28 protein-coding genes are annotated in these 22,388 nt (G+C 44.6%); 2 read left to right on the top strand and 26 right to left on the bottom strand.

The window, feature by feature from the left end; genetic code table 11:
* Position 1: 1 nt before the first annotated feature.
* The 8 genes from fdhD to AC4CV5_RS02350 form a co-directional block, all read right to left on the bottom strand.
* Positions 2–802 (bottom strand): formate dehydrogenase accessory sulfurtransferase FdhD, encoded by an 801-nt coding sequence (gene fdhD, locus AC4CV5_RS02385; protein ID WP_490922024.1) that lies wholly within the window; start codon positions 800–802, stop codon positions 2–4.
* A 100-nt stretch (positions 803–902) separates the two neighbouring features.
* Complete coding sequence (locus AC4CV5_RS02380; protein ID WP_019259723.1) at positions 903–1,064, bottom strand: hypothetical protein; 162 nt, start codon at positions 1,062–1,064, stop codon at positions 903–905.
* A 95-nt stretch (positions 1,065–1,159) separates the two neighbouring features.
* Positions 1,160–1,831, bottom strand: coding sequence for a vWA domain-containing protein (locus tag AC4CV5_RS02375; RefSeq protein WP_166847287.1), 672 nt, complete (start codon positions 1,829–1,831; stop codon positions 1,160–1,162).
* 322 nt (positions 1,832–2,153) lie between these two features.
* Entirely contained in the window at positions 2,154–2,837 is a 684-nt protein-coding gene (locus tag AC4CV5_RS02370) for a vWA domain-containing protein (RefSeq protein ID WP_060399704.1), read from the bottom strand.
* 387 nt (positions 2,838–3,224) lie between these two features.
* Positions 3,225–4,256 carry a stage II sporulation protein D gene (gene spoIID / locus AC4CV5_RS02365; protein ID WP_248602270.1) on the bottom strand — a complete coding sequence of 344 codons (1,032 nt, stop codon included), beginning with the start codon at positions 4,254–4,256 and terminating at the stop codon, positions 3,225–3,227.
* Between the two features lie 196 nt (positions 4,257–4,452).
* Positions 4,453–5,763, bottom strand: a complete 1,311-nt coding sequence (gene murA, locus AC4CV5_RS02360) for a UDP-N-acetylglucosamine 1-carboxyvinyltransferase (RefSeq protein ID WP_003221875.1) — start codon at positions 5,761–5,763, stop codon at positions 4,453–4,455.
* A gap of 33 nt (positions 5,764–5,796) precedes the next feature.
* The gene (locus AC4CV5_RS02355) at positions 5,797–6,537 is read right to left on the bottom strand and encodes a YwmB family TATA-box binding protein (protein WP_166847282.1); all 741 of its coding nucleotides are present in this window, start codon (positions 6,535–6,537) and stop codon (positions 5,797–5,799) included.
* A 134-nt stretch (positions 6,538–6,671) separates the two neighbouring features.
* A complete protein-coding gene (locus AC4CV5_RS02350; RefSeq protein ID WP_166847279.1) occupies positions 6,672–6,902 on the bottom strand; it encodes a DUF1146 family protein in 231 nt (76 codons plus the stop codon).
* 177 nt (positions 6,903–7,079) lie between these two features.
* Between AC4CV5_RS02350 and AC4CV5_RS02345 the strand changes: the two genes are divergently transcribed.
* The gene (locus AC4CV5_RS02345) at positions 7,080–7,553 is read left to right on the top strand and encodes a hypothetical protein (protein ID WP_222142201.1); all 474 of its coding nucleotides are present in this window, start codon (positions 7,080–7,082) and stop codon (positions 7,551–7,553) included.
* A 34-nt stretch (positions 7,554–7,587) separates the two neighbouring features.
* Here AC4CV5_RS02345 and AC4CV5_RS02340 read toward each other — a convergent pair whose 3' ends face one another.
* The 18 genes from AC4CV5_RS02340 to spoIIR form a co-directional block, all read right to left on the bottom strand.
* Positions 7,588–7,986: a F0F1 ATP synthase subunit epsilon gene (locus tag AC4CV5_RS02340; protein ID WP_003221882.1), complete on the bottom strand. Its 399-nt coding sequence runs from the start codon at positions 7,984–7,986 to the stop codon at positions 7,588–7,590.
* 23 nt (positions 7,987–8,009) lie between these two features.
* Positions 8,010–9,431: a F0F1 ATP synthase subunit beta gene (gene atpD, locus AC4CV5_RS02335; RefSeq protein ID WP_166847273.1), complete on the bottom strand. Its 1,422-nt coding sequence runs from the start codon at positions 9,429–9,431 to the stop codon at positions 8,010–8,012.
* A 25-nt stretch (positions 9,432–9,456) separates the two neighbouring features.
* A complete protein-coding gene (atpG, locus tag AC4CV5_RS02330) occupies positions 9,457–10,320 on the bottom strand; it encodes an ATP synthase F1 subunit gamma (protein ID WP_003235766.1) in 864 nt (287 codons plus the stop codon).
* Between the two features lie 76 nt (positions 10,321–10,396).
* The gene (gene atpA, locus AC4CV5_RS02325; protein ID WP_003221888.1) at positions 10,397–11,905 is read right to left on the bottom strand and encodes a F0F1 ATP synthase subunit alpha; all 1,509 of its coding nucleotides are present in this window, start codon (positions 11,903–11,905) and stop codon (positions 10,397–10,399) included.
* 16 nt (positions 11,906–11,921) lie between these two features.
* On the bottom strand, positions 11,922–12,467 hold the full coding sequence (locus tag AC4CV5_RS02320; protein ID WP_222142202.1) for a F0F1 ATP synthase subunit delta: 546 nt from the start codon (positions 12,465–12,467) through the stop codon (positions 11,922–11,924).
* Positions 12,464–12,976, bottom strand: coding sequence for a F0F1 ATP synthase subunit B (atpF, locus tag AC4CV5_RS02315; protein WP_003235774.1), 513 nt, complete (start codon positions 12,974–12,976; stop codon positions 12,464–12,466). Before atpF ends, AC4CV5_RS02320 begins: the two co-directional genes overlap by 4 nt.
* A gap of 162 nt (positions 12,977–13,138) precedes the next feature.
* The gene (gene atpE, locus AC4CV5_RS02310; RefSeq protein WP_003151167.1) at positions 13,139–13,351 is read right to left on the bottom strand and encodes a F0F1 ATP synthase subunit C; all 213 of its coding nucleotides are present in this window, start codon (positions 13,349–13,351) and stop codon (positions 13,139–13,141) included.
* A 45-nt stretch (positions 13,352–13,396) separates the two neighbouring features.
* Positions 13,397–14,131 carry a F0F1 ATP synthase subunit A gene (atpB, locus tag AC4CV5_RS02305; protein WP_166847267.1) on the bottom strand — a complete coding sequence of 245 codons (735 nt, stop codon included), beginning with the start codon at positions 14,129–14,131 and terminating at the stop codon, positions 13,397–13,399.
* A gap of 7 nt (positions 14,132–14,138) precedes the next feature.
* Entirely contained in the window at positions 14,139–14,522 is a 384-nt protein-coding gene (atpI, locus tag AC4CV5_RS02300; RefSeq protein ID WP_166847264.1) for an ATP synthase subunit I, read from the bottom strand.
* A 420-nt stretch (positions 14,523–14,942) separates the two neighbouring features.
* On the bottom strand, positions 14,943–15,572 hold the full coding sequence (upp, locus tag AC4CV5_RS02295) for a uracil phosphoribosyltransferase (RefSeq protein WP_166847261.1): 630 nt from the start codon (positions 15,570–15,572) through the stop codon (positions 14,943–14,945).
* Positions 15,573–15,707: 135 nt separating this feature from the next.
* The gene (gene glyA, locus AC4CV5_RS02290) at positions 15,708–16,955 is read right to left on the bottom strand and encodes a serine hydroxymethyltransferase (RefSeq protein WP_166847258.1); all 1,248 of its coding nucleotides are present in this window, start codon (positions 16,953–16,955) and stop codon (positions 15,708–15,710) included.
* A 206-nt stretch (positions 16,956–17,161) separates the two neighbouring features.
* Positions 17,162–17,704 carry a TIGR01440 family protein gene (locus AC4CV5_RS02285; protein WP_166847255.1) on the bottom strand — a complete coding sequence of 181 codons (543 nt, stop codon included), beginning with the start codon at positions 17,702–17,704 and terminating at the stop codon, positions 17,162–17,164.
* Positions 17,705–17,715: 11 nt separating this feature from the next.
* Positions 17,716–18,165 (bottom strand): ribose 5-phosphate isomerase B, encoded by a 450-nt coding sequence (rpiB, locus tag AC4CV5_RS02280; protein WP_003221910.1) that lies wholly within the window; start codon positions 18,163–18,165, stop codon positions 17,716–17,718.
* Between the two features lie 157 nt (positions 18,166–18,322).
* Positions 18,323–18,775, bottom strand: a complete 453-nt coding sequence (locus tag AC4CV5_RS02275) for a low molecular weight protein arginine phosphatase (RefSeq protein ID WP_490922023.1) — start codon at positions 18,773–18,775, stop codon at positions 18,323–18,325.
* A 75-nt stretch (positions 18,776–18,850) separates the two neighbouring features.
* Positions 18,851–19,408, bottom strand: a complete 558-nt coding sequence (locus AC4CV5_RS02270) for a manganese efflux pump MntP (RefSeq protein ID WP_490922022.1) — start codon at positions 19,406–19,408, stop codon at positions 18,851–18,853.
* A gap of 78 nt (positions 19,409–19,486) precedes the next feature.
* Positions 19,487–20,527 (bottom strand): L-threonylcarbamoyladenylate synthase, encoded by a 1,041-nt coding sequence (locus AC4CV5_RS02265; RefSeq protein WP_490922021.1) that lies wholly within the window; start codon positions 20,525–20,527, stop codon positions 19,487–19,489.
* A 157-nt stretch (positions 20,528–20,684) separates the two neighbouring features.
* Positions 20,685–21,128, bottom strand: a complete 444-nt coding sequence (locus AC4CV5_RS02260; RefSeq protein ID WP_166847244.1) for a GNAT family N-acetyltransferase — start codon at positions 21,126–21,128, stop codon at positions 20,685–20,687.
* Positions 21,129–21,195: 67 nt separating this feature from the next.
* Positions 21,196–21,870 (bottom strand): stage II sporulation protein R, encoded by a 675-nt coding sequence (spoIIR, locus tag AC4CV5_RS02255; protein WP_490922020.1) that lies wholly within the window; start codon positions 21,868–21,870, stop codon positions 21,196–21,198.
* Positions 21,871–22,010: 140 nt separating this feature from the next.
* Here spoIIR and AC4CV5_RS02250 point away from each other — a divergent pair, with 140 nt between their 5' ends.
* The gene (locus AC4CV5_RS02250) at positions 22,011–22,373 is read left to right on the top strand and encodes a UPF0715 family protein (protein ID WP_222142208.1); all 363 of its coding nucleotides are present in this window, start codon (positions 22,011–22,013) and stop codon (positions 22,371–22,373) included.
* Positions 22,374–22,388 lie beyond the last annotated feature (15 nt).

The raw sequence follows: 22,388 nt of genomic DNA, 5'->3' as shown, positions 1-22,388 counted from the left end.
GCTACAGCCCCTTCCTATCCCCGATTCTCTCAGGGTGTGTATATACATTAAATGATCCGTTTCTGACAAACCCGATCGCTGTGATATTTAATTCTTCCGCCATTTGAATCGCAAGCTCCGTCGGGGCCGATTTGGAAATGACTATCGACACGCCGATTTTTGCCGCTTTCAACAGGACTTCTGATGAGATTCTGCCGCTGAACACAATCAGTTTGTCGCGGACGGACATCCCGTTCAGAAGGCAGTGTCCGTATAATTTATCAAGTGCATTATGCCGGCCAATATCTGTGCGCATCAACAGCAGCTTCTCTGTGTCGCAAAGCGCCGCATTATGAACGCCTCCCGTGTCCTGAAACGTTCCGCTCCCTTGTTGCATGTCTCTCATAAGCGCCAGACACGCTTCAGGCGATATCTTGATTTGGCTGACAGCCGTTTTGGCGGTTTTAACATCCTGCTGAAAATAAAAATGGCGGCCCTTTCCACAGCATGAGCCGATCACCCGTTTCGTATAATCCTTTTGATCCAATGTCTCAGGATGAACGAGGTCGACATAAACAAAACCGAGACTTTCATCTATTGTAAACCTTTTAATCTCTTTTTGAAATCGTATAACACCCTCTGATGCGAGAAATCCGATGACAAGCTCTTTGATATGCTCCGGCGTACAAACGAGCGTCACAAATTCACTTCCGTTAAGTATTACTGTCAAAGGGTATTCCGTCACCATCCGGTCTTTTATTTTGCTTATTTCCCCTTGTTCATAGCGCCATACATCCCTGACCGCAGTTACTTTATCGTTCAATGTCTCTTCCCCTCCGCAATGTTCCTGCCTTTATATTTTTTCACACTCCTCGGATTTTGTCGAATTCTGAGACATAAAAAAGAGCCCTTATAAAAGGGCTCTATGTTTGATTATGCTGATTCTTTTTCAGGATCGTAAACAGCACGATAGCTGCGATCAATGTGAGCATGCTGACAAAAAAGAAGGCTGCCAGTTTTAGAAAAACACCGAGCAATATGAATGCCACGGCGGCAATAAGAAAAATCATTCCTAATAATCTCATATGTTCAACCCCTTTTAAGGGTATCATTCCCGCCCCAACTGTTTTTAAACCAATTAAAAAAGGCGCCTGGGGGAGCGCCTAACTGGTTGGTTTTTTTACTCAGCAAACTTTTGTGCTTCTTTTTCCCAAGCCTGTTCGAACTCATCCGCACTGTTCGCTGAAATATATTCTCCGCCTCCAGCAACAGCCGCTTGTTTCATCTCTTCATTACCTTTGATATCAAAGTTGAAGCCAATGATGTTTACAATGGTATCCACATTCGATTCACGAAGCTTTTCAATTTCCGCTGCAGGGTCTCCGCCGCATGTTTCTTCACCGTCAGTGATTAAATACACCACGTTTTTCCCGTCAGCGTCAAATGCTTCAAATTCTTTTCTTGTATCTGAAAGTGCTTTGGCAATCGGTGTCCAGCCAGTCGGCTTGATCTGACTCAATGAATTGTCGAACAGCGATCCTTCATATGGATGAAGGCCGTAAATGGTTTCCGTCGTGCTGCATGAAAGAGCTTTGCCGGACAATTTGTTGTTTCCAGCATGTCCGAAAACGCGAAGCATGAGATTTGTATCCTTCGGAAGCAGCTCGGCAAAAGACTTTACTGATTTTTTGGCAATGTCTATTTTGCGCTCTCCCCCTGTTTTTTGAATCATACTTCCGCTTCCATCAAACAACACAGCTACATTTGTGTCATGTTTCTCAGCGGCAAAAGACGGGGAGGCTAAGGAGACAGTCAGCAATCCAATGATACCGGCAGCCAGCAATTTTTTCATGTTTATCTTCCTTTCTTTATCATATTTTCCAACTATAGTTGGATTCTTCTTTATGCTAGAATATGATAATGCAAAAAGATATAGGGCAAGCTGCCTTTTGTGCCGCTTTCGCTTTCTGTTCAAAATCGCTTGAAATACCGATGATATTTAGCCTTTTTCGCCCAGAAAGCATATACAGAGTGTGACATCATTCATTCTTTTTTCGCCTTGATCTTCACAGAAAAACGGAAATCTGCTACTATGCTACAGGCTGGCACCTGATTACTTTTGAACTTTATGTTACATACAAAAAAGAGGCTGATCACTATCAGCCTCTTTTTTCTTATTTAGATAACATCAATGATTGCTGAGTGAAGATTTTCTCAACATCTTTTTGAGTATAAGCAGGAAAGTATTCACCGCCGCCAACTTTCGCAATTGCGTTCAGCTGGCCTTTGTATCCCTCTTTATAATCAAAACCGATCACATTAACAGTGATATTGTCTTTGTGCAGTTCTTTTGCTGTTTTAATTGGATTTCCTCCGCACGTTTCCTCACCGTCTGTTAACAGATACACCACTTTTTCCCCTTTAGTATCAAGCTGGTCAAAAGAAGATTTCGCCTCGTTCAGCGCTTTGGCAATTGGCGTCCAGCCAGTCGGCCCAATTGCATTGAGAGAATTGAGAAAGCTTTGCTCGTTAAAGCTTTGGAAACCGTATACGTTGCGGATGGATTCACAAGATTGAACCTTTCCGGAATTTTTATTGTTTCCTTCTGAACCAAACACACTCATTTTCACCTGAGTTCCTTCCGGCAGTGAGCTAGCAAACTTAGAAATTTCTTTTTTAGCTGAATTAAATTTAGATACACCGTCTATTCTTTTCGCCATACTTCCGCTGGCATCAAGCAAGACTGCCACGTTTGCCGGAGCTTCAGCTTCCGATTCTTTCTTTTCAGCCGCAAAAGCAGGTGAAGTTAATCCAAATAGCAAGCCTGTCATCATGATCAGTGAAAATCTTTTCTTCATGTTCGTACCCCTTTACAAATTTGTTTCTGCGTGCAGATGTTCAACGCTGAACATAACTAATCGTAATCGACAAAAACAGAGAAATAAATAGGGCGGGCTTCCCCATTGCTGTTGTTTACTTTTGCATAGAAATCTTTGTTTTTATTAGTGATTTCCGCCTAACATTATTATGAAAAAAGAAGATTGTCGGCCTTTCGGCTTTCGTTATATGAGTCTGTCGAAGTCTGTCGATACATGTGGATTACTTTACCACAATCTCAAAGCCATAAATCAGGAAAAAGGGCCTTGTCGCTCTAAAGACTGTCAGGAGCTTCTCTAAACAGTTTTAACCGCCCTTAGATAAAAGACATTCAGGAACTCAAAAAGACGCTCAGTGAGCGTCTTTTTTTACTTCTTCGCCATATATTTATTCAAAAACGAATCTGCGTTTGAAATTTGTGTGCCTTGGTAATAGTACTTCACAATTTGATTAACCGTTTTACCTTCTTTCGCCATAAAATTCGCACCATATTGGCTCATCCCGACACCATGGCCAAATCCTTTCGTCGTGACTGTAATCGTATCTCCGTTTCGCTCCCATTCAAAATCGGCTGAATTGAGGCCAAGCTTTTCACGTATGTCCCTGCCTTTGAGCGTCTTGCCGTTAATAACGGCTGTTGCGACCTGATGGCCCGGTGTCTCTCCGGTAATTTTCCCGACAGTGCCAGACCCATCCAGCTTGACGCCAAGCTTTTGCTCAAATTCTGAGGCTGTAAAGGTTTTCGTTGCCTTATATTTCGGAGACTTTTTATCCCATGAGCTTTTGACGCTTTTTAAATATGGGATGGCACTTGTCCAATAGGCTTCTGCGTTTTCTGTGTAGCCGTTGCTTGTGGAGAAAAAAGAGGCTTCAATTGGCTGGTTGTTGTACGTTAGGATTTTGCCTTGCGTGCTGGTTACCGCATCTGTGATTTTCTTTAAATCTCGCTCATAGCTTGCGCCCCACTGTTTTTTGAGCTCCGCTTTGCTTTTATACACCTGGAACATCTGTGTATCATCCACCAGCGAGCCTTTAGGAGCCTCTACTGCTGAATTTGAGACCATCAGTCTGACAATAAACGTTCTGGCGGCGAGAGCCTGGGCTTTCAGCGCTTCAGATTCAAAGGTTGCCGGCATTTCGGAGGCGACCACTCCAATGACATACTCTTCTAGCGGAATGTCTTCTACGGATTGATTTGCGGTTCGATAGACGGGAATAGAAACAGGTGATGCTTTCAACGTTTCCGCTCCTTTGGATGCTGGTTTCGTGCTGACTGCTGTCTTTCCTGATTCTACGCTGGCCCCCGCTTCTTTATTATGCTGGAACGGTATGACCAAGAGTGTGGGAATCAAGATAATCAATGCACATAGTACGGATAGTGTAATTACGAATTGTTTCATATTCAGCTGCCTCCTGCTCGGGATTCGACTCTAGTCTAGTCTATGGGCAGGGACAAGCTAATATGACTCTCGTTTTGGACAGAAACTTTATTTGTCATTTACGTATTCTTTTTTGCTATTTTGCGCATAATGATGATAATACACGAAAAATAAAAAACCAGTATGCCAGAGTGACATACTGATTTTTTAGGTAAGTTTATGCGTTTAAGTCAGAAACAACTTCTTTGTTCTCTTGCTCAGAAGCAGACTCATCATTTACACGTTCGATGTCTGCGCCAATAGCTGCAAGCTTCTTATGGAAATCAACGTAACCGCGGTCTAAGTGCTTCAGTTCAGTAACACGTGTATGACCTTCAGCCACTAACCCCGCAAGAATCAGCGCTGCACCTGCACGCAAGTCAGTCGCTGCAACTTCAGCTCCCTGAAGCTGTACAGGGCCATTAATGATGACAGAACGTCCTTCAATCTTGATATCGCCATTCATACGGCGGAATTCTTCCGCATGCATAAAACGGTTTTCAAAAACAGTTTCTGTAATCATGCTTGTGCCGCTTGCACGAAGCAGAAGCGCCATCATTTGTGACTGCATATCAGTCGGGAAGCCCGGGTGAGGCATTGTTTTAATGTCGATCGGTTTGAGTTCTTTCGGGCCAATGACACGCAGGCCTTCACCTTCATCCTTAATCGTTACACCCATCTCTTCCATTTTGGCAATTAAAGAAGTGAGGTGTTCAGGAACCGCTCCTTTAACTAATACGTTTCCTTCAGTGATTGCAGCTGCAACCATAAACGTGCCCGCTTCAATCCGGTCAGGAATAATATGATGTTTTACGCCGTGAAGCTTTTCGACTCCTTCAATTTTGATGGTGCCGGTGCCCGCTCCGCGGATTTTTCCGCCCATGCCGTTGATATAGTTTGCTAAATCAACGATTTCAGGTTCTTTCGCCACGTTCTCCAGCGTTGTTGTTCCTTCAGCTAGAGCGGCTGCCATAATCAGGTTCTCTGTAGCTCCTACACTTGGGAAGTCCAGATAGATTTTTGCGCCTTGTAGACGGCCTTTTACTTCAGCTTCGATGAAGCCATTGCCGACTTTGATTTCTGCGCCCATTGCTTCAAAACCTTTTAAATGCTGATCGATCGGTCTGGAACCAATTGCGCATCCGCCTGGAAGCGCAACTCTTGCATGACCTGTACGCGCAAGAAGCGGCCCCATGACAAGCACGGACGCACGCATTTTACGTACATATTCAAAAGGTGCTTCAGTTTGCAAAGCGTATGAAGCATTTACAGTCACTTCATTATTCTCAAAATGCACATCTGCTCCTAAATGACGCAACACTTCGTTAATTGTATATACATCGGAGAGCGTAGGTACATCACAAATTACGCTTTTTTCTTCACTTGCTAATAAAGATGCAGCGATAACAGGTAAAACGGCATTTTTAGCGCCTTCAACTTTGACTGTGCCGTTTAACTTTTGACCGCCGCGGACGATGATTTTTTCCAAGGTATTCCCCTCCGCGTCCCTAAATTCTCTATATTAATATTCAGTCGTAACGATTGGTGTGCCAACCGTAACGGTATGTTTTCCGCCCATTCCTGCACTTCTAAGTGCAATTTGCAAATTCATTTTATGTTTCGAGGTCATGATGTACTCTTTCCACTCATCTGTAAACGCAGAAATAGAAACGAAATTTGGCTCAACTACATGTTCAACAGATCTTGCTTGAAATTCGTTTAATAACTGATTTGCTTTTTTTTGCAAAACAATATTCATATTATCATCTAAATGACCATTTAGACAAGTAAAAATAACTACTTTTTCTTGGAATATCCCGAGTGTCTCCCGTTCAAACTGTTGATATGTATCATTCCAGCTATCCGGTGTCTTAAGACTCATTTGCTCATATAGTAAATACGAAGTTGGGTTGTGTTTTTTGAGGGTTGTGACAAGCTGCAGTCTAAAAGAAGTGTGATTTTTTTTGTCAGTATACGTGCCAACTGCCTTTACGATTTTATCTTCCTGTGCAATCGCCCAATCATATTGACGATACTCTGATTTTAAACGTTGCACTTTTTGATAAAATTCTTTTTCGGTTAGCGACATGTTTTGTTTGGCATGCAATGTCCACTTATCTATTGACACATCTTGGCGTTCCATCCCCTCTGCAATTTGTGCTAACGGCGTTAATTCAGTCGCATGAATGGTATGGAAAACAGCAATAACGAAGCTTAACATGACGGATATGATAATGGCGTGGCTTACTTGTTTTTTCTTCATGTTTATCTCTCCCCCTTACCCCCAGTTTTACCGGAGGCAAGAGGCGCCATACGTAAAAATCTTCGTCAAAACTCGCGTAAAACGCTTCAACCCGCTTCCCAAACCATTCCCGTAATGATCATGTTCAAAACCTATTAAAATAGATAGGGAAGCTGCTGAGAATAATTGAGGTAATCTAAAAAGAAATTCGAAACGGCCGTTCCAATAGCAATGGTCAGTAAAATCATCAGGAGTCTTGCCTGCACAACTTTGCCTTTTTTGATTAACGGATCTATATTGACGGCTTGCAGCGCCCACCAAGTCACCGCTATAAAAATCAGATGAACGACAATGCCGATTGCAGCCTGCTGTCCCAGTACACTCATCTATTCCACTCCTTTCATCCTTTCTCCGCGTTTATACCCTTTCTTATTATATAGGAAGCACGGATAAAGATGATACATTTTATACAGAACGGAATAATCAGCCAAATCTAGGGTTAATCCCCGCTTAAAGTGCGATTCTTTTACATGGTATACTTTAGTGGAAAGGAGCTGGCAAATGTGAATCATTCTTTTTTTCAGCCTGAAAAGCAATACGGTGAGGATCTGCCAATTTTTGATCAGGAATGGGAAGCAATTGCATTCTATTATGATTATAGACAGTCACAGATTGAAGAACTGAATGAATTGTGTCAGTTTTATAACATTTCTCTTACCTATACGAGAGAAAGCCTTGAAGAGCTTGAAAACCTTTATTTTCAAAGTTTACAAGAGCTTTTGCTTGCTGATTGGAATCTTCCTATTGAAGAATTCGAGAAAATGATCAGTGTTTATCTTATAGATTGCGTGATTGCTCATCATGAAGATGCTGAATGGATCGTAAAGCCTTACCCATACACAGACGGCGCTTATACAATGGGCTTTAGAAGACATCTCAAATCATGGCATACAATGAATTGCTGTGATCGTTTATACTTGCGGAAAAAAGAGAGTCAGCCGCTTTTGTCGCTGTTTGATTCTCTTGTGCGTTCATAAAAAAAATCCTTCTCATCAAGAGAAGGATTTTTTCTTATTTCCCTGCTACATCCAATCTGTTCAAAGCCCGCTGTAACGCAAGCTCAGCCCGACGAATGTCAGTATCATCTGATTGAGAATTCAAACGCTCCTGCGCCCGCTGACGTGCAGCTGCAGCGCGCTCTTTATCGATGCCTTCCGCTGTCTCAGCAGCCTGGGCAAGGATGGTAACCTGATCAGGACGGACTTCTACAAATCCGCCGCTGACAGCAACCAATTCAGTCTGTCCGTCTTTTTTCAGACGGACAGCACCGATTTTAAGAGGAGCCACGGTTGGAATATGCCCTGGCAAAATACCGAGATCGCCGCTTTCGGCTCTCACGCTCACCATTTCGATATCCGCATCGTATACTGGGCCGTCGGGAGTAACGATATTGACTTTAACGGTCTTCATGCTTTTACCCTCCTAGGACCAGATTAAACTTCTACACCCATTTCTTTTGCTTTCTCAACAACTTCTTCGATACGGCCTACAAGACGGAACGCATCTTCAGGAAGATGGTCGTATTTGCCGGCTAAGATTTCTTTGAAACCTTGAACCGTTTCTTTTACAGGCACGTAAGAACCTTTTTGTCCAGTGAACTGTTCAGCCACGTGGAAGTTTTGAGAAAGGAAGAACTGAATACGGCGTGCGCGTTGAACAACAAGCTTGTCTTCTTCACTCAATTCATCCATACCGAGAATCGCAATGATGTCTTGAAGCTCTTTGTAACGCTGAAGCGTTGACTGTACTTCACGTGCAACCGCATAGTGCTCTTCTCCGACAATTTCAGGAGCAAGAGCTCGAGATGTAGAAGCCAACGGATCAACCGCAGGGTAGATACCCATCTCAGTTAACTTACGCTCAAGGTTTGTTGTCGCATCCAAGTGAGCGAATGTTGTTGCCGGTGCCGGGTCAGTGTAGTCATCGGCAGGCACGTAGATCGCCTGGATAGATGTAACTGATCCAACGTTAGTAGATGTGATACGCTCTTGGAGCTGACCCATTTCAGTCGCAAGCGTCGGCTGATAACCAACCGCTGAAGGCATACGGCCAAGAAGGGCAGAAACCTCTGAACCCGCTTGTGTGAAACGGAAAATGTTATCGATGAAGAACAGTACGTCCTGTCCTTGTTCATCACGGAAGTGCTCAGCCATTGTAAGACCTGTCAAAGCAACACGCATACGTGCGCCCGGCGGCTCGTTCATTTGTCCGAATACCATGGCTGTTTTGTTGATTACGCCAGAGTCGCTCATTTCGTAGAAAAGGTCGTTCCCTTCACGAGTACGCTCCCCTACACCGGCGAATACAGAGATACCGCCGTGCTCTTGCGCGATGTTGTTGATTAATTCCTGGATTAATACAGTTTTACCTACACCGGCGCCACCAAACAATCCGATCTTACCGCCCTTGATGTATGGAGCAAGCAAGTCAACAACTTTAATACCTGTTTCTAGAATTTCAACTTCAGTTGAAAGCTGATCAAATGAAGGCGCCTGTCTGTGAATCGGATCCTTTTTCGCATCCGCAGGAACTGGCTCATTTAAATCAATATTTTCTCCGAGTACGTTAAATACACGGCCTAGTGTTACATCACCAACCGGTACTGAGATTGGCGCTCCTGTATCTACAGCTTCCATTCCGCGCTGAACACCATCCGTAGATGCCATTGCGATTGTACGGACTGTATCATCACCTAAATGAAGAGCGACCTCAAGCGTTAAATCAATACCTACTTCGTTTTCACTTGCAGCTGGCTGTGAAATTTTAATCGCATTATAAATTTCAGGCAAGTGACCATCTTCAAAACGCACGTCGACGACTGGTCCTAATACCTGGCTAACGCGTCCTTTCTTCATCGCTATCCCTCCTGACAAAATCTTTCTATTCTAAAGCGGCTGCTCCGCCGACAATTTCCGTAATTTCTTGTGTGATGGCTGCTTGGCGAGCGCGGTTGTAAGAAAGCGAAAGGGAATCGATAAGTTCCTTCGCGTTGTCTGTCGCGTTTTTCATCGCCGTCATTCTTGCAGCGTGCTCACTTGCTTTACTGTCAAGAAGCGCACCGAAGATTAAGCTTTCTGCATATTGAGGAAGCAAAACCTCCAGAACCTCCTCTTCAGACGGTTCAAATTCATAAGACGCCGTTCTCTTTCCGCCGCCGCTGCCCAAATCAGATAACGGCAGAAGTTTTTTCTCCGTTACTTCTTGAGAAATGGCGCTGACAAAATGGTTATAAACAAGGTGCAATTCATCAAACGCACCATCTATAAACATTTGGATCGTTTGTCGGGCAAGATCCTTAATTTCTGTAAACGTTACTTCATCTCCAAGTCCTGTTAACTCAGAAATGATCGGAATCTCACGTTTCTTAAAGAAATCACGGCCTACTCTTCCGATGACGATCACCGCATACTCATCCTTAGATTGATGACGTTCTTGCATGGCCTGATAAGCACTTCGTAAAACCGAACTGTTAAAAGCGCCGGCAAGACCGCGGTCAGACGTAATGACAAGATATGCTGTCTTTTTCACTTCTCTGCTGAGAAGCATCGGATGCTTCACGTTGCCGGAAACTCTCCCGACATTTGACACAACCTCTTGGATCTTATCCATATATGGCACAAATGATTTTGCATTGTTTTCAGCACGATTCAGCTTAGCCGCAGATACCATCTGCATGGCTTTTGTAATCTGGCTCGTTTTTTTCGTTGACGTGATCCTTGACTTAATATCGCGTAATGAGGCCAAAGATTTCACCACCTTTTCTCTTCATCTGCGTAAAAAGAGAGAAAAAGAGAACCTTTTTCTCTCATCAGCATTCGAGTTAGTTGCTTGGTGCAAATGTGCGTTTGAAGCCTTCGATTGCAGCTTTGAAGTCTTCATCAGCAGGAAGGTTTCCTGTTTTCGCAATTCCATCAAGCAGTTCTTTATGGTTTTGGTCAAGGTACATGTAGTACTCTTCTTCAAAACGTCTGATATCCGCTACAGGAATATCATCAAGATATCCTTTTGTCAGCGCATAAAGAATGGCTACTTGCTTTTCAACCGGAAGCGGCTTGTTCAGATCCTGCTTCAGCACTTCAACTGTACGCGCACCGCGGTTCAGTTTCGCCTGAGTCGCTTGGTCGAGGTCAGATCCGAATTGAGCGAATGCTTCCAACTCACGGTATGACGCAAGATCAAGACGCAACGTTCCTGATACTTTTTTCATCGCTTTGATTTGTGCTGAACCGCCGACACGGGATACAGACAATCCGGCGTTGATCGCTGGACGTACGCCTGAGAAGAACAAATCAGATTGCAGGAAGATCTGTCCGTCGGTGATGGAAATGACGTTCGTCGGAATATAAGCAGAGATATCTCCGGCTTGTGTTTCTACGAACGGCAGAGCTGTAATTGATCCTGCGCCTTTCGCGTCGCTAAGCTTTGCTGCACGCTCAAGCAGACGGGAATGAAGGTAGAATACATCCCCAGGGAACGCTTCACGGCCTGGCGGACGGCGAAGAAGCAAGGACAGCTCACGGTAAGCAGCCGCTTGTTTAGAAAGATCATCGTATACAACAAGAACGTGCTTGCCGTTGTACATAAATTCTTCTGCCATTGTAACCCCTGCATATGGAGCCAGGTACAGAAGCGGTGCCGGCTGTGACGCAGACGCCGTTACAACGATTGTATAATCAAGCGCGCCGTGTTTACGCAATGTTTCTACTACGCCGCGGACTGTTGATTCTTTTTGACCGATCGCAACGTATACGCAGATCATGTCTTGGTCTTTTTGGTTCAGGATCGAATCGATCGCAACAGACGTTTTACCTGTTTGACGGTCACCGATGATCAGCTCACGCTGGCCGCGGCCGATTGGAATCAGTGCATCGATCGCTTTAATACCCGTTTGAAGCGGTTCATGAACGGATTTACGGTCCATAACGCCTGGTGCAGGGCTTTCGATCGGACGTGTTTTGCTTGTGAGGATCGGGCCAAGTCCGTCTACCGGCTGACCTAATGGGTTCACAATACGGCCGATTAGTTCCTCACCGACAGGAACCTCCATGATGCGGCCTGTTCTTTTTACTTCGTCTCCCTCACGGATCTCACTGAAAGGTCCTAAGATGACGATACCTACGTTTGATTCTTCAAGGTTTTGAGCCATACCCAAAACACCGTTTGAAAATTCGACAAGTTCACCGGCCATACAATTGTCAAGGCCGTGTACACGAGCAATACCGTCACCGACTTGGATGACTGTACCTACGTCTTGAACTTCAATATCAGATTGATAATTTTGTATTTGCTGTTTTATCAGCGTGCTAATCTCTTCAGCTTTGATGCTCACTTAGGTTTCACCCCTTCTATCGATTTTCCCCGGCTAGTTGACGTTCAATGCGCTGAAGCTTTCCGCTTACGCTGCCGTCAAAAATCCGGTTACCAATGCGGACTTTAATGCCGCCTATTAAATCCGTCTGCACTTCATTCCTGATTCTCAGTGAAGCGACTCCGGCTTTTTTTGCAAACACTTGTGATAATGATAAAATTTCTGCATCCGTCAGCGGTTTCACTGAATATACGGTTGCGTCTTCTATTTGACGAGCCTCATTTGCGAGTTTGATAAACTCATCTGTGAGCTCAGGCACAATCGCGGCACGATGGCGGTCAATCAAAAGAAAAATCGTATTGAGCACGGACTGTGACAAAGAGCCAAATGCATTTTGAATCAGCTCTTTTTTCTTCGCAGCCGGCACCTTCGGATGGTTTAACACATCATTAAGCGCTTTTTCATTTTGAAATACTTGTTTTACAACGCTTAGCTCTTCTTCTACTTGATTCAGCTGAGAAGACTCATTGGCAATATCAAAAAGAGCTGACGCATATCGTTTAGAGACAGCTGATCCACTCATCGGCTTTCTCCTACCTCTTTAAGATAGTCCTGGATCAATTTCTCTTGAGCTTGCTCATCCAGTTCTTTTTCGATCACTTTCGACGCAATCATGACAGAAAGAGACGCTACTTGCTCGCGGAGAGCAGAAACCGCCTGTTCTTTTTCCTTCACGATTTCAGTTCTTGCTGCTTCTTTCAGACGTTCAGATTCTGCACGTGCAGCCTGAATAATCTCTTCTTTTTGCTTGTCTCCCAGTTTCTTTGCGTTTTCGATAAGAGTTTGGGATTCCTGTCTTGCTTCTTTTAAAAGAACGCGCTGCTCTTCAATCAGCTGCTGCGCTTCTTTATTTTTTTCTTCAGCAGACGTAATTTCTCCAGCGATGTGGTCTTCACGCTGTTTCATTATGTTTAATAGCGGCCCTAAAGCGTATTTCTTCAGAAGCGCTAATAAGATTAACATAGCTAACAGTTGGAACAGGATATCTCCGCCGTTAAACGAAAATCCTAGTTCAAGTGGTAATTGAGACATCTACTACGGCAACTCCCTTCTGCAGGTTTTTCTTTGCTGATCCAGCAGCCGCACTTGTCTCTTTTCAGCCGGCAAGGCGGGATGCTTATCAGACATAAAGCAATGGCGAAGGTTCTCTTGGAATGATCTTCGCCATTTTTAGTTCATATAAGGCTTTTATGCTTAGCCAAAGAACGCTAAGAATGCGATAACGACAGCGATAATAGGAAGGGCTTCAACTAATGCGATACCCATGAACATAAGAGTTCTAAGTTCTTTACCTGCTTCCGGCTGGCGGGCAATCCCCTCTACCGTACGTGAAACAATCAAACCGTTACCAATACCTGCACCAAGTGCGCCTAAACCAATTGCAATCGCAGCTGCTATTAAATTCATGAAAAAGTTCCTCCTTTAAAATGTTATCCGTTTGGATATAATGTTTTAATGATCATGACTGATTTTATGAGACATGTATACCATCGTCAGCATTGTAAAGATAAACGCTTGGATGGCACCTATAAATAAACTGAATGCTTGCCATGCCAGCATCGGCAGAATGGCGCCGACTGTACCAACAAGACCGAGAGCCACGCTTTGTGAATAATGGCTTGTCGCCAATCCCGCAAGCAGGCCGAGAAGAATCTCACCGGCGAAGATGTTACCATAAAGCCGCAAACCAAGAGTCAGCGTATTCGCAAACTCTTCGATGATTTTCATCGGGAGCATGAATGGAACAGGTCTTAAATAGTCTTTGGAATATTCCTTGAGCCCTTTCATCTTCACACCATAGTAATGCGTTAAAGCAACAACCATTACGGCTAGCGTTAATGTAATGGCAGGATCGGCTGTCGGAGATTTCCACCAGAGCTCATGTCCGATTGTAATAGAGAACGGCAGCCCCAGCATATTCGACACAAATATGTACATCAGCAATGTGACACCAAGTGCCAAGAAGTTAGCCCCTGTTTTCAAATCCATTGTACTGCCGATAATATTGCGGACGAAATCCACAACCCATTCCATAAAATTCTGGGCTTTTCCAGGACGGATCGAAAGCGTTCTTGTCGTTAATATAGCAATCAATAAAACAATCACACTCGCCACAGTAATCATCAGAATGTTTGTCAGATTAAAAGTAAGACCTAGAAATTCAATAGTTCTGTATTCATGATTCAAAGGGTTTTCACCTCTCTTCCATTGATGAACGTTTAAGCTGGATAAAGGAATCTATCATAATGACAGGGTATATTGTCATTAATCCAATAACTGTACTTGCCATATGAAAGTGCTCGGGATTTTTATAGGCAATAGCCGCAGCAAGAATCGCATTGCACCAGCGCGCTGCGCTCCCAAGAGATCGTATGGACTTCCCTTTCTCAACGGCTCTGTCAAAAGCATTCATTCTCCTGACGAGCAGTAAAAAATTAAACAAACTGAAAACAGTTCCCAGAATAAGGCCTAAAAAAACGGTTTTATACGCTGTTAAACCATAACCCAGTACATACACTGCCAAAATGAACAATAGGTATTTGCGTTGTCTGCTAAATGTAAGCTTGGGATCGTCCATCAATTATCTGTCTCCTGATGAAAAAATAATGTATAGCTTAGATACGGCATAAATCAGCGGTTAACCCTAGTAGAAGACCTTTTTTGACCGACAAAACGGGCCTGTTCGAAAAAATCATTCATCCGCAAGCCTTGCAGGGATGCTGTTTCATTCGCTTAAATAAATCCTCATAAAACGGGTTTGCTGAGAGGATTTACATTGGGGATGAGGACTATAATGAAAGCTATGAAAACCTTCTCATAATACCCTCGTTTAGCATACAATAGCCCCTAACATGTGTCAATCTGTTTAAAGTTAAAAAACTTTTTATACTGTACGCCTCCACAGAATGTTCACATTTTCACCTATAATTGTATACAAATTGACCGAATAGCAAATAACTGGATAAAAAAAGAAAACCCTTTTCGGGGTTTTCTTTTTTTATTTTGTTCCAAACATACGGTCTCCTGCATCTCCGAGGCCGGGAACAATATAACCTTTTTCATTTAATTTTTCATCAAGTGCCGCGATGTAAATATCCACGTCCGAATGATGCTTCTGCAATTCTTCCACACCCTCCGGCGCCGCTACAAGACACATGAATCGAATATTTTTCGCACCGCGTTTTTTGAGGCTGTGAATGGCTTCAACTGCAGAACCGCCTGTGGCCAGCATCGGGTCAACCACAATGAATTCACGCTCTTCCACGTCAGAAGGAAGCTTGACATAGTATTCCACGGGTTTTAAGGTTTCAGGATCACGGTACAGGCCGACATGTCCCACTTTTGCCGCAGGAATCAGCTTTAAGATGCCGTCAACCATTCCCAATCCCGCTCTGAGGATCGGAACCACTCCGAGTTTTTTCCCTGAGATGACTTTCGATTTCGCAGCCTGAACCGGTGTTTTGATATCCACTTCTTCCAGAGGAAGATCGCGGGTAATTTCAAATGCCATAAGTGTGGCTACTTCGTCTACAAGCTCTCTAAAATCCTTCGTACCTGTATCTACATTCCGTATATATGTCAGCTTGTGCTGAATTAAAGGATGATCAAATACATAAACCTTTCCCATACTGTGTTTCAGCTCCTTTTTTATTGTCCCATCAACAATTACACACTTCTATTGATTCTACAAAAAAAGACATGGAGTTTCAAGAACATCGTCAAAAAACCCGCCCGGCATAAGCCCGAGCGGGTTTTTAGGATCTTAGTAATCTAATTCTTTATATAAAGGAAATCGATCAGTCAAAGCAGCTATACGCTGTCTTGCTTCTTCAAGTTTTCCTTCATCTTCGTGGTTTTTCAATGCAAGTGCAATGATGGCACCGACTTCATCCAATGCATCTCCGTCAAAACCGCGGCTTGTCACAGCTGCTGTACCAAGACGGATACCGCTTGTGACGAAAGGTTTTTCCGGATCGTATGGAATCGCGTTTTTGTTAGACGTAATACCGATTTCATCAAGCACGTGCTCCGCAACCTTACCAGTCAGTCCGAGAGAACGAAGGTCAACAAGAATAAGGTGGTTGTCAGTTCCGCCTGAAACGAGCTGGATGCCCTCTTTCGTTAACGCTTCAGCCAGGCGTTTTGCATTTGAAATGACGTTCTGTGCATATGTTTTGAAATCGTCCTGCAATACTTCCCCGAATGAAACAGCTTTTGCGGCAATAACGTGCATCAGCGGGCCGCCTTGAATGCCAGGGAAGATTGATTTATCGATTTTCTTGCCGAACTCTTCACGGCAAAGGATCATACCGCCGCGAGGTCCGCGAAGTGTTTTATGTGTTGTTGTTGTAACGAAATCAGCGTAAGGAACCGGGTTCGGATGAAGGCCTGCCGCAACAAGTCCTGCGATATGCGCCATATCCACCATGAAGTAAGCGCCGACTTCATCAGCAATTTCACGGAATTTTTTAAAGTCGATTGTACGAGGATACGCACTTGCTCCTGCTACGATAAGCTTCGGCTTATGAGCGAGGGCTTTTTCACGCACGTCATCGTAATCAATATATTGAGTTTCTTTATCTACGCCGTACTCAACAAAGTTATATTGAACACCGCTGAAGTTGACTGGGCTTCCGTGTGTTAAATGGCCGCCGTGGGAGAGGTTCATCCCAAGTACAGTATCGCCCTGCTCCAAAATCGTGAAGTACACTGCCATGTTTGCTTGTGCACCTGAATGCGGCTGAACGTTTACATGCTCCGCTCCAAAGATCTCCTTCGCGCGGTCACGAGCGATATCTTCAACGACATCGACGTGCTCACATCCGCCATAGTAGCGTTTGCCCGGATATCCTTCAGCGTATTTATTTGTCAAAACAGATCCTTGTGCTTCCATAACCGCTTCACTTACAAAGTTCTCAGAAGCAATTAATTCGATCTTAGTCTGTTGGCGTTCACGCTCATTTTTAATGGCGTTAAACACTTGTTCGTCTTGCGCAGGTAAATGTTTCATCAGCGAGATCCTCTCCTATCCGTATCCTGTTCTTTGTTTTTACCACCACTATTGTACATGGTTTTTTAGGCCAATGTAAAAGATTATTTTTAAAAAATCAAAACTTTTATTGGTAAAAACGAATATTAATAACTTAAATTTAAATTAAAGTTCGGGATTTATTATGCTGCCCTAAAATAAAAGAAAAGACTGGCCAAGCAGTCCTTTCACTCGCACTCATAAACCGCCCGCACTCCGCCAATCAGTTTCGGCCGCGTACGCGCCAATGTCACATGGGCTGCACCGAGACCATTTTGAGAGACGCGCACAGGGACAGCTACCGGCTTTAGATGCATGCCGATAAACGTATCGCCGATGTCTATTCCGGCGTCAGCCTGAATGGTTTCGACAAGAACAGGAGACTTCATCTGCTTAAACGCATAAGCAGCCATCGCCCCGCCCGCTTTTGGAACGGGTACGGCAGAAACAGTTGGAAGCCTGAATAACCGGGCTGTTTCTTCCTCGACGACAAGCGCTCTGTTCAAATGCTCACAGCATTGAAACGCGAGATGTATCCCCGTTTTTCCCTTAAGCTCGGCAAGCCCGCTGTAGATGCTTTCTGCGATGTCTACACTGCCTGATGTTCCGATCCGGCTGCCGGCCACTTCGCTCGTGCTGCATCCGAGGACAAAGAGCTGATCCTGTTTTAATCCCGCTTGTTCCTGAAACTCAGACAGCATCGCACTCCACGTTTGCTTGATCTTATTCATTGACAGCACCCCTACAGGTTTTTCTCTTCATAATCTGAGATTTTTCCAATACGGGTTTGATGTCTTCCGCCAGTAAACTCAGTGGTCAGCCAGATTTTCGCGATTTCCCGCGCCAAACCAGGGCCGATCACCCGTTCACCCATCGCGAGGATGTTGGTGTCATTATGCTCTCTCGTCGCCTTCGCGCTGAATGTATCGTGCGCCAGCGCGCAGCGGATGCCTTTGACTTTATTAGCGGAAATGCTCATGCCAATGCCTGTCCCGCAAATTAAAATGCCTCTGTCAACTTCGCCGCTAACCACTTTTTCGGCCACCGGAAAAGCATAATCCGGATAATCGACAGATCCGCTGCCGCAGTCACAGCCCATATCAATATATTCAATTTGCAATTCGTCCATTAACTCTTTGATCTCATTTCGAATGTGAACGCCGCCATGATCCGATGCTATGGCTACTTTCATCTGCTTTTCCTCCCAGCGTGTGTGATGCGGCCCCGCCCGCTATGTTGACCGCGCAGCCTGTCCGCTCTTTGATTCACACCATATGATGTGCTTTTCACTATATTCTACTCCTTCACGCAGGATTTGCAAATGACCTGTTTGCAGATTTTCTGACAACTTACCTGCCTTCTTTTTTTAGCTGTTTTGCCAGCTGCCGAAGAAGCTTTTCAAGCTCATCTCTCGTTTGCTTATAGATATCAATTGAACCGCCGAACGGATCGATGACATCCCCGTGGCTGCCTGTGACATATTCTTTTAGCGTAAACACTTTATCACGATAACGTCCAAATTGGCTGGCAATGATCTGTTTGTGCTGATGGGTCATAGCCAGAATTAGATCAGCTGATTTCATATGTTCTTCAGTTAATGGAGAAGACACATGATTCAGGGCAATGTTTTTTTCAAACAGCGCTTCGACCGCGTGAGGCGTCGCTTTCCCATTAGGCGAAGCAAACACGCCTGCCGAGCGGACACTGACATTCAGCCCTTCCGTTTCTGCAATTGATTTAAAAAGCGCCTCAGCCATTGGGCTGCGGCACGTATTTCCAGTACAGACAAAAATAATGTTCATGTCAGTCACCCCTTATTTTTCTCTATTATATATGAAGAAAAAAGAAACGGCGACTTCGTTTCTTTTATTGGTATATTAAATTGGCAAAAGCAGCTTTAGGCCGAATACGATTAATATGATGCCCCCGAGCGCTTCGCTGTATGTGCCAAGCCACGACTGCACTTGTTTTCCGATCAGCAGGCCCAGCCATGTCAAAATCATGCTGAACAGCCCGAACAGGGTAATTGTAAGGAGCGGATGCGATCCGTATATCCCCAAGCTCAAACCGACGGAAAAGCTGTCAATGCTGACGCCGACGGCAAACAGCAATAAGCCCGGCCCTGTCGGTGACATGAATCGTTCTTCTGACTGTTTAAAAGAAGCCATAAGCATTTGAACCCCAAGAACAAAAAGCAGCGAACCCCCGATATAAACCGCTAACACGCCGAGGAGCCCCGACAGCATGTTACCGGCCGCCATCCCTCCGAGAGGCATGATGACGTGAAAGAGGCCGATGATGAAACCAATATAGAATATCTGCTTTTTCCTGAGTTTGACCATGCCCATTCCGAGACCGACAGAAAAAGCATCCATCCCTAAAGCAAACGCCATGATGCTTAACGTAATCAGTTCGCCTATGAACAAATCCGACATACATGAATAACCCCCTTGGACACGCCCCGCTTTTTTAGCCTATGCGTGTCCAAAAAGGGTTAGAACATCTGACTGTGTTCAGCGAATCACTCTTCCACCGGCGGCTTTCATCAGCCTGTTCATAATGGCGAGACCGACGCCCGTGTCCGGAAAGGATTCCGCGATAATAAAATCCACCTTATTCTCATCAAAGCTGCGTAAAGCATCGTACAGCGCTGCCGCAACAGTCTCAAGCTGAGCCCGTCTTCCGCAGCTCTTCACATAATCAGCCGAATAAACGCCCGCGTTTTCTTCTGTCGTCAGGACACCGACCCGTTTCCCGCCCTGCTGATATTCTTGAATGAGATGCTGAATGCGCTCTGGGCCGCCTTCACAAATGGCAAGCGGCGCTGTCGGCGCGTAATGCGTATATTTCATCCCCGGAGAAATCGGCTTTTCATTTTGATCGCTGAGTCCTTTATCCACAAGGATCGGTCCGATCTCCGCTTCAATTTGTTCTTTCGTAATGCCGCCCGGGCGCAGGAGAACAGGGATGTCTCCCTCACATGAAAGTACGGTTGATTCGACCCCAATCCCGGTAGGGCCTCCGTCCATAAGTCCGGCTATGCGTCCATCCAAGTCGTGAGCCACATGTTCCGCCTTTGTCGGACTTGGCTTGCCTGATAGATTGGCGCTAGGTGCCGCAATCGGCAAACCAGACTCGCGAATCAATGCTAGAGCAAGAGGATGATCTGGCATCCTAATGGCAACCGTTTCAAGCCCTGCCGTTACACGAGGTGAGAGCGCACCAGGTTTGCAAGGAAGAATGAGCGTAAGTGCTCCCGGCCAAAACCGTTTCATCAATGTTTTCGCCTTTTCCGGCGCCGGACCCGTTAAATCATCAAGCTGGCTGATATCCGCAATGTGGACAATCAGGGGATTATCGCTCGGACGCCCTTTTGCCTCATATATTTTTTTGACGGCATCTGTGTTTTTCGCGTTTGCGCCGAGACCGTATACCGTTTCTGTCGGGAACGCAACGACCTCATTTTCCCGGAGCAAAGCGGCTGCTTGTGCAATTTGTGGATCATTTGTGGATAACTCGTCAGTTACATCCACAAACCATCTTTTCGTTTTCATTTTCTGACCAAACTCCTTATTCACAACAATAAAACGATTGTTTTATGCGTGTAATCCTTTTGAAAGTATAAAAGATGTCCTGTAATAAAACAAGCGTTATCCACAAATTGTGGACAACGCTAATGAAGAGGTGGATAAGTATGTGTATAAATCATCCTTATCCAGACGCCTTTTTCATCAAGACGGCCCCTTCCGTTTGCCGCGATTCACAGAAGTGATCAGAAGAAAACAGCTCTTCAGGTACGCTTTCAGCTGGTTCAAATCCCAGTGCCGCCAGAAAGTCAGCAGAGGAATGCTGATTCGCTATTAAATATACTGTTTTGATCTGATGCTTCTCGCACAGCACCTCCATGCTCTGAAAGAGCGTCACAATATGGCCTTGGTGAAGCTTGTCCGATATCACAAGTGATCGCAGCAGCCCTTGATCACAGCTTATTTTTTCAATTCCGAGACAGCCGGCAATGTTTTTCTCGCTGTCCTCCAGCATAAGAAACTGGGTGAAGCCTTCTTTCACGCCTTCATGATTGGTTTTCGCCTGTTTTAAAAATTCCTCGAGCACGTCTCCGTCTTTTTCCCTTGCCACCCGCAGTTGATAAAACATCCGTTCACCCCGTTTTTTGCATTCTTTCTTCCAATCTATGAGGCAAATCTATTTTTAGACCAGGTGATTAGGAAAAAAGGTCGGAAATCCATTCGACTAAGAAGAACTTCACTTCTGTGCCGTCTTCCTTCTCTTCTTTCTCTTCTTTTTTGGCTTTTTCCGCTTTAGCTGTTACGTCCTCAAGCACTTTTTCAGTCTGTTTTTTTGAAGCTTCTTTATCTTCTTGTTCTTTTACGGCTTCCCCGTTAGAAAAATCGAGAAAGCAGAGCGGCGGGAACAGCACACACCACCAGTTGGCGCCGTCACCGTTTCCAAGCGTAATCAGAATCGCTTCATACTCACCAGCAGGATATACCATGTTGCCGTAAAGCTTTGTCGGAAATGAGATTTTGTCAAAGTCAACGGAGATCGATTGGTTCGCTCCTTCTTTCTCCATTGTTTCCTTTGCAATTGCTTTGATTTCAGGGAGCTTTGAGCGAATCACACGCCGCGCTTCTTCAATAGAAGTGATATCCTCTACCCATGTTGTAATTTCTTTATTGACCGCGTCTCTGATATGCCGCTTTAATTGCTGGTCCTGATCCCTATCGCTGTTTGCCAATATTCTCAGGCGAATCGCCTCGTCCGGTATGACCACCGGCTGATTTTCTGATTGCTGTGCCGTCTCTTCTTTTGCCAGCCCTACAAGCGCTCCGGATAATAAAAGAAAGATATATATACATATGATTACTGTTTTTTTCATCGGTCCCCACCGTTCCTCTCCGTGCTTTGTTTCTAGCCCTATTATGGACAAGAAGCGCCTGAGGTAAACGTACAGGGTGAAAAAAATCTAGCAAGCTGTTAATCTAATTTATGGTACGATAGTGTTTTAGGAGGTTTAAGATGAAATATAATTATACAGTGCTGTTATCAGCATTCACGATGTCGGTTCTTTATTCGATTATCTATATTCATTCATTTATCATTGCCGCTGTCATAACGATGGCATTTTATTTTCTTTTTCCTTATTTGATATTCGCGCTGCCGCTTCAATTCATGATGAATAAAAAGCCGAAACGGTTCAGCCCTTTGTATCTGCTGTATTACCTTGCCGCAGCTTCTATTGCCAATGCGATCATTTTCGGCGTGCTGCAGCCTTCGGGACAATCTCTGTTTCAAAATACGGCCTTCTATCTTTTCGCTGTTTTAACAGCTCTTGTCTATTGGATATGGGATTCTGTTTTGCTGCAAAAAAAGGAAGCCTGAGGGGCTTCCTTTTTT

It is taken from the genome of Bacillus sp. NS1, from assembly GCF_058248265.1.
Note: the sequence above shows the minus strand (reverse complement) of the source record. Positions and strands in the feature narration are given on the sequence as shown.

Excerpts from the sequence above, each read along its gene's own strand:
- AC4CV5_RS02260 (WP_166847244.1), bottom strand. The coding sequence starts at position 21,128 with ATGTTTTATCAACTGCGGGTGGCAAGGGAAAAAGACGGAGACGTGCTC.
- AC4CV5_RS02320 (WP_222142202.1), bottom strand. The coding sequence starts at position 12,467 with ATGAGTGGATCAGCTGTCTCTAAACGATATGCGTCAGCTCTTTTTGAT.
- upp (WP_166847261.1), bottom strand. The coding sequence starts at position 15,572 with ATGGGAAAGGTTTATGTATTTGATCATCCTTTAATTCAGCACAAGCTG.
- atpF (WP_003235774.1), bottom strand. The coding sequence starts at position 12,976 with ATGTCTCAATTACCACTTGAACTAGGATTTTCGTTTAACGGCGGAGAT.
- atpI (WP_166847264.1), bottom strand. The coding sequence starts at position 14,522 with ATGGACGATCCCAAGCTTACATTTAGCAGACAACGCAAATACCTATTG.
- AC4CV5_RS02355 (WP_166847282.1), bottom strand. The coding sequence starts at position 6,537 with ATGAAGAAAAAACAAGTAAGCCACGCCATTATCATATCCGTCATGTTA.
- AC4CV5_RS02275 (WP_490922023.1), bottom strand. The coding sequence starts at position 18,775 with ATGAACATTATTTTTGTCTGTACTGGAAATACGTGCCGCAGCCCAATG.
- spoIIR (WP_490922020.1), bottom strand. The coding sequence starts at position 21,870 with ATGAAAAAAACAGTAATCATATGTATATATATCTTTCTTTTATTATCC.
- AC4CV5_RS02370 (WP_060399704.1), bottom strand. The coding sequence starts at position 2,837 with ATGAAGAAAAGATTTTCACTGATCATGATGACAGGCTTGCTATTTGGA.
- AC4CV5_RS02250 (WP_222142208.1), top strand. The coding sequence starts at position 22,011 with ATGAAATATAATTATACAGTGCTGTTATCAGCATTCACGATGTCGGTT.
- atpD (WP_166847273.1), bottom strand. The coding sequence starts at position 9,431 with ATGAAGAAAGGACGCGTTAGCCAGGTATTAGGACCAGTCGTCGACGTG.
- AC4CV5_RS02285 (WP_166847255.1), bottom strand. The coding sequence starts at position 17,704 with ATGAATAAGATCAAGCAAACGTGGAGTGCGATGCTGTCTGAGTTTCAG.
- glyA (WP_166847258.1), bottom strand. The coding sequence starts at position 16,955 with ATGAAACATTTACCTGCGCAAGACGAACAAGTGTTTAACGCCATTAAA.
- spoIID (WP_248602270.1), bottom strand. The coding sequence starts at position 4,256 with ATGAAACAATTCGTAATTACACTATCCGTACTATGTGCATTGATTATC.
- AC4CV5_RS02375 (WP_166847287.1), bottom strand. The coding sequence starts at position 1,831 with ATGAAAAAATTGCTGGCTGCCGGTATCATTGGATTGCTGACTGTCTCC.
- rpiB (WP_003221910.1), bottom strand. The coding sequence starts at position 18,165 with ATGAAAGTAGCCATAGCATCGGATCATGGCGGCGTTCACATTCGAAAT.
- AC4CV5_RS02270 (WP_490922022.1), bottom strand. The coding sequence starts at position 19,408 with ATGTCGGATTTGTTCATAGGCGAACTGATTACGTTAAGCATCATGGCG.
- AC4CV5_RS02380 (WP_019259723.1), bottom strand. The coding sequence starts at position 1,064 with ATGAGATTATTAGGAATGATTTTTCTTATTGCCGCCGTGGCATTCATA.
- AC4CV5_RS02350 (WP_166847279.1), bottom strand. The coding sequence starts at position 6,902 with ATGAGTGTACTGGGACAGCAGGCTGCAATCGGCATTGTCGTTCATCTG.
- AC4CV5_RS02265 (WP_490922021.1), bottom strand. The coding sequence starts at position 20,527 with ATGAAAACGAAAAGATGGTTTGTGGATGTAACTGACGAGTTATCCACA.
- atpE (WP_003151167.1), bottom strand. The coding sequence starts at position 13,351 with ATGAATTTAATAGCAGCTGCGATTGCAATTGGTTTAGGCGCACTTGGT.
- AC4CV5_RS02340 (WP_003221882.1), bottom strand. The coding sequence starts at position 7,986 with ATGAAGACCGTTAAAGTCAATATCGTTACTCCCGACGGCCCAGTATAC.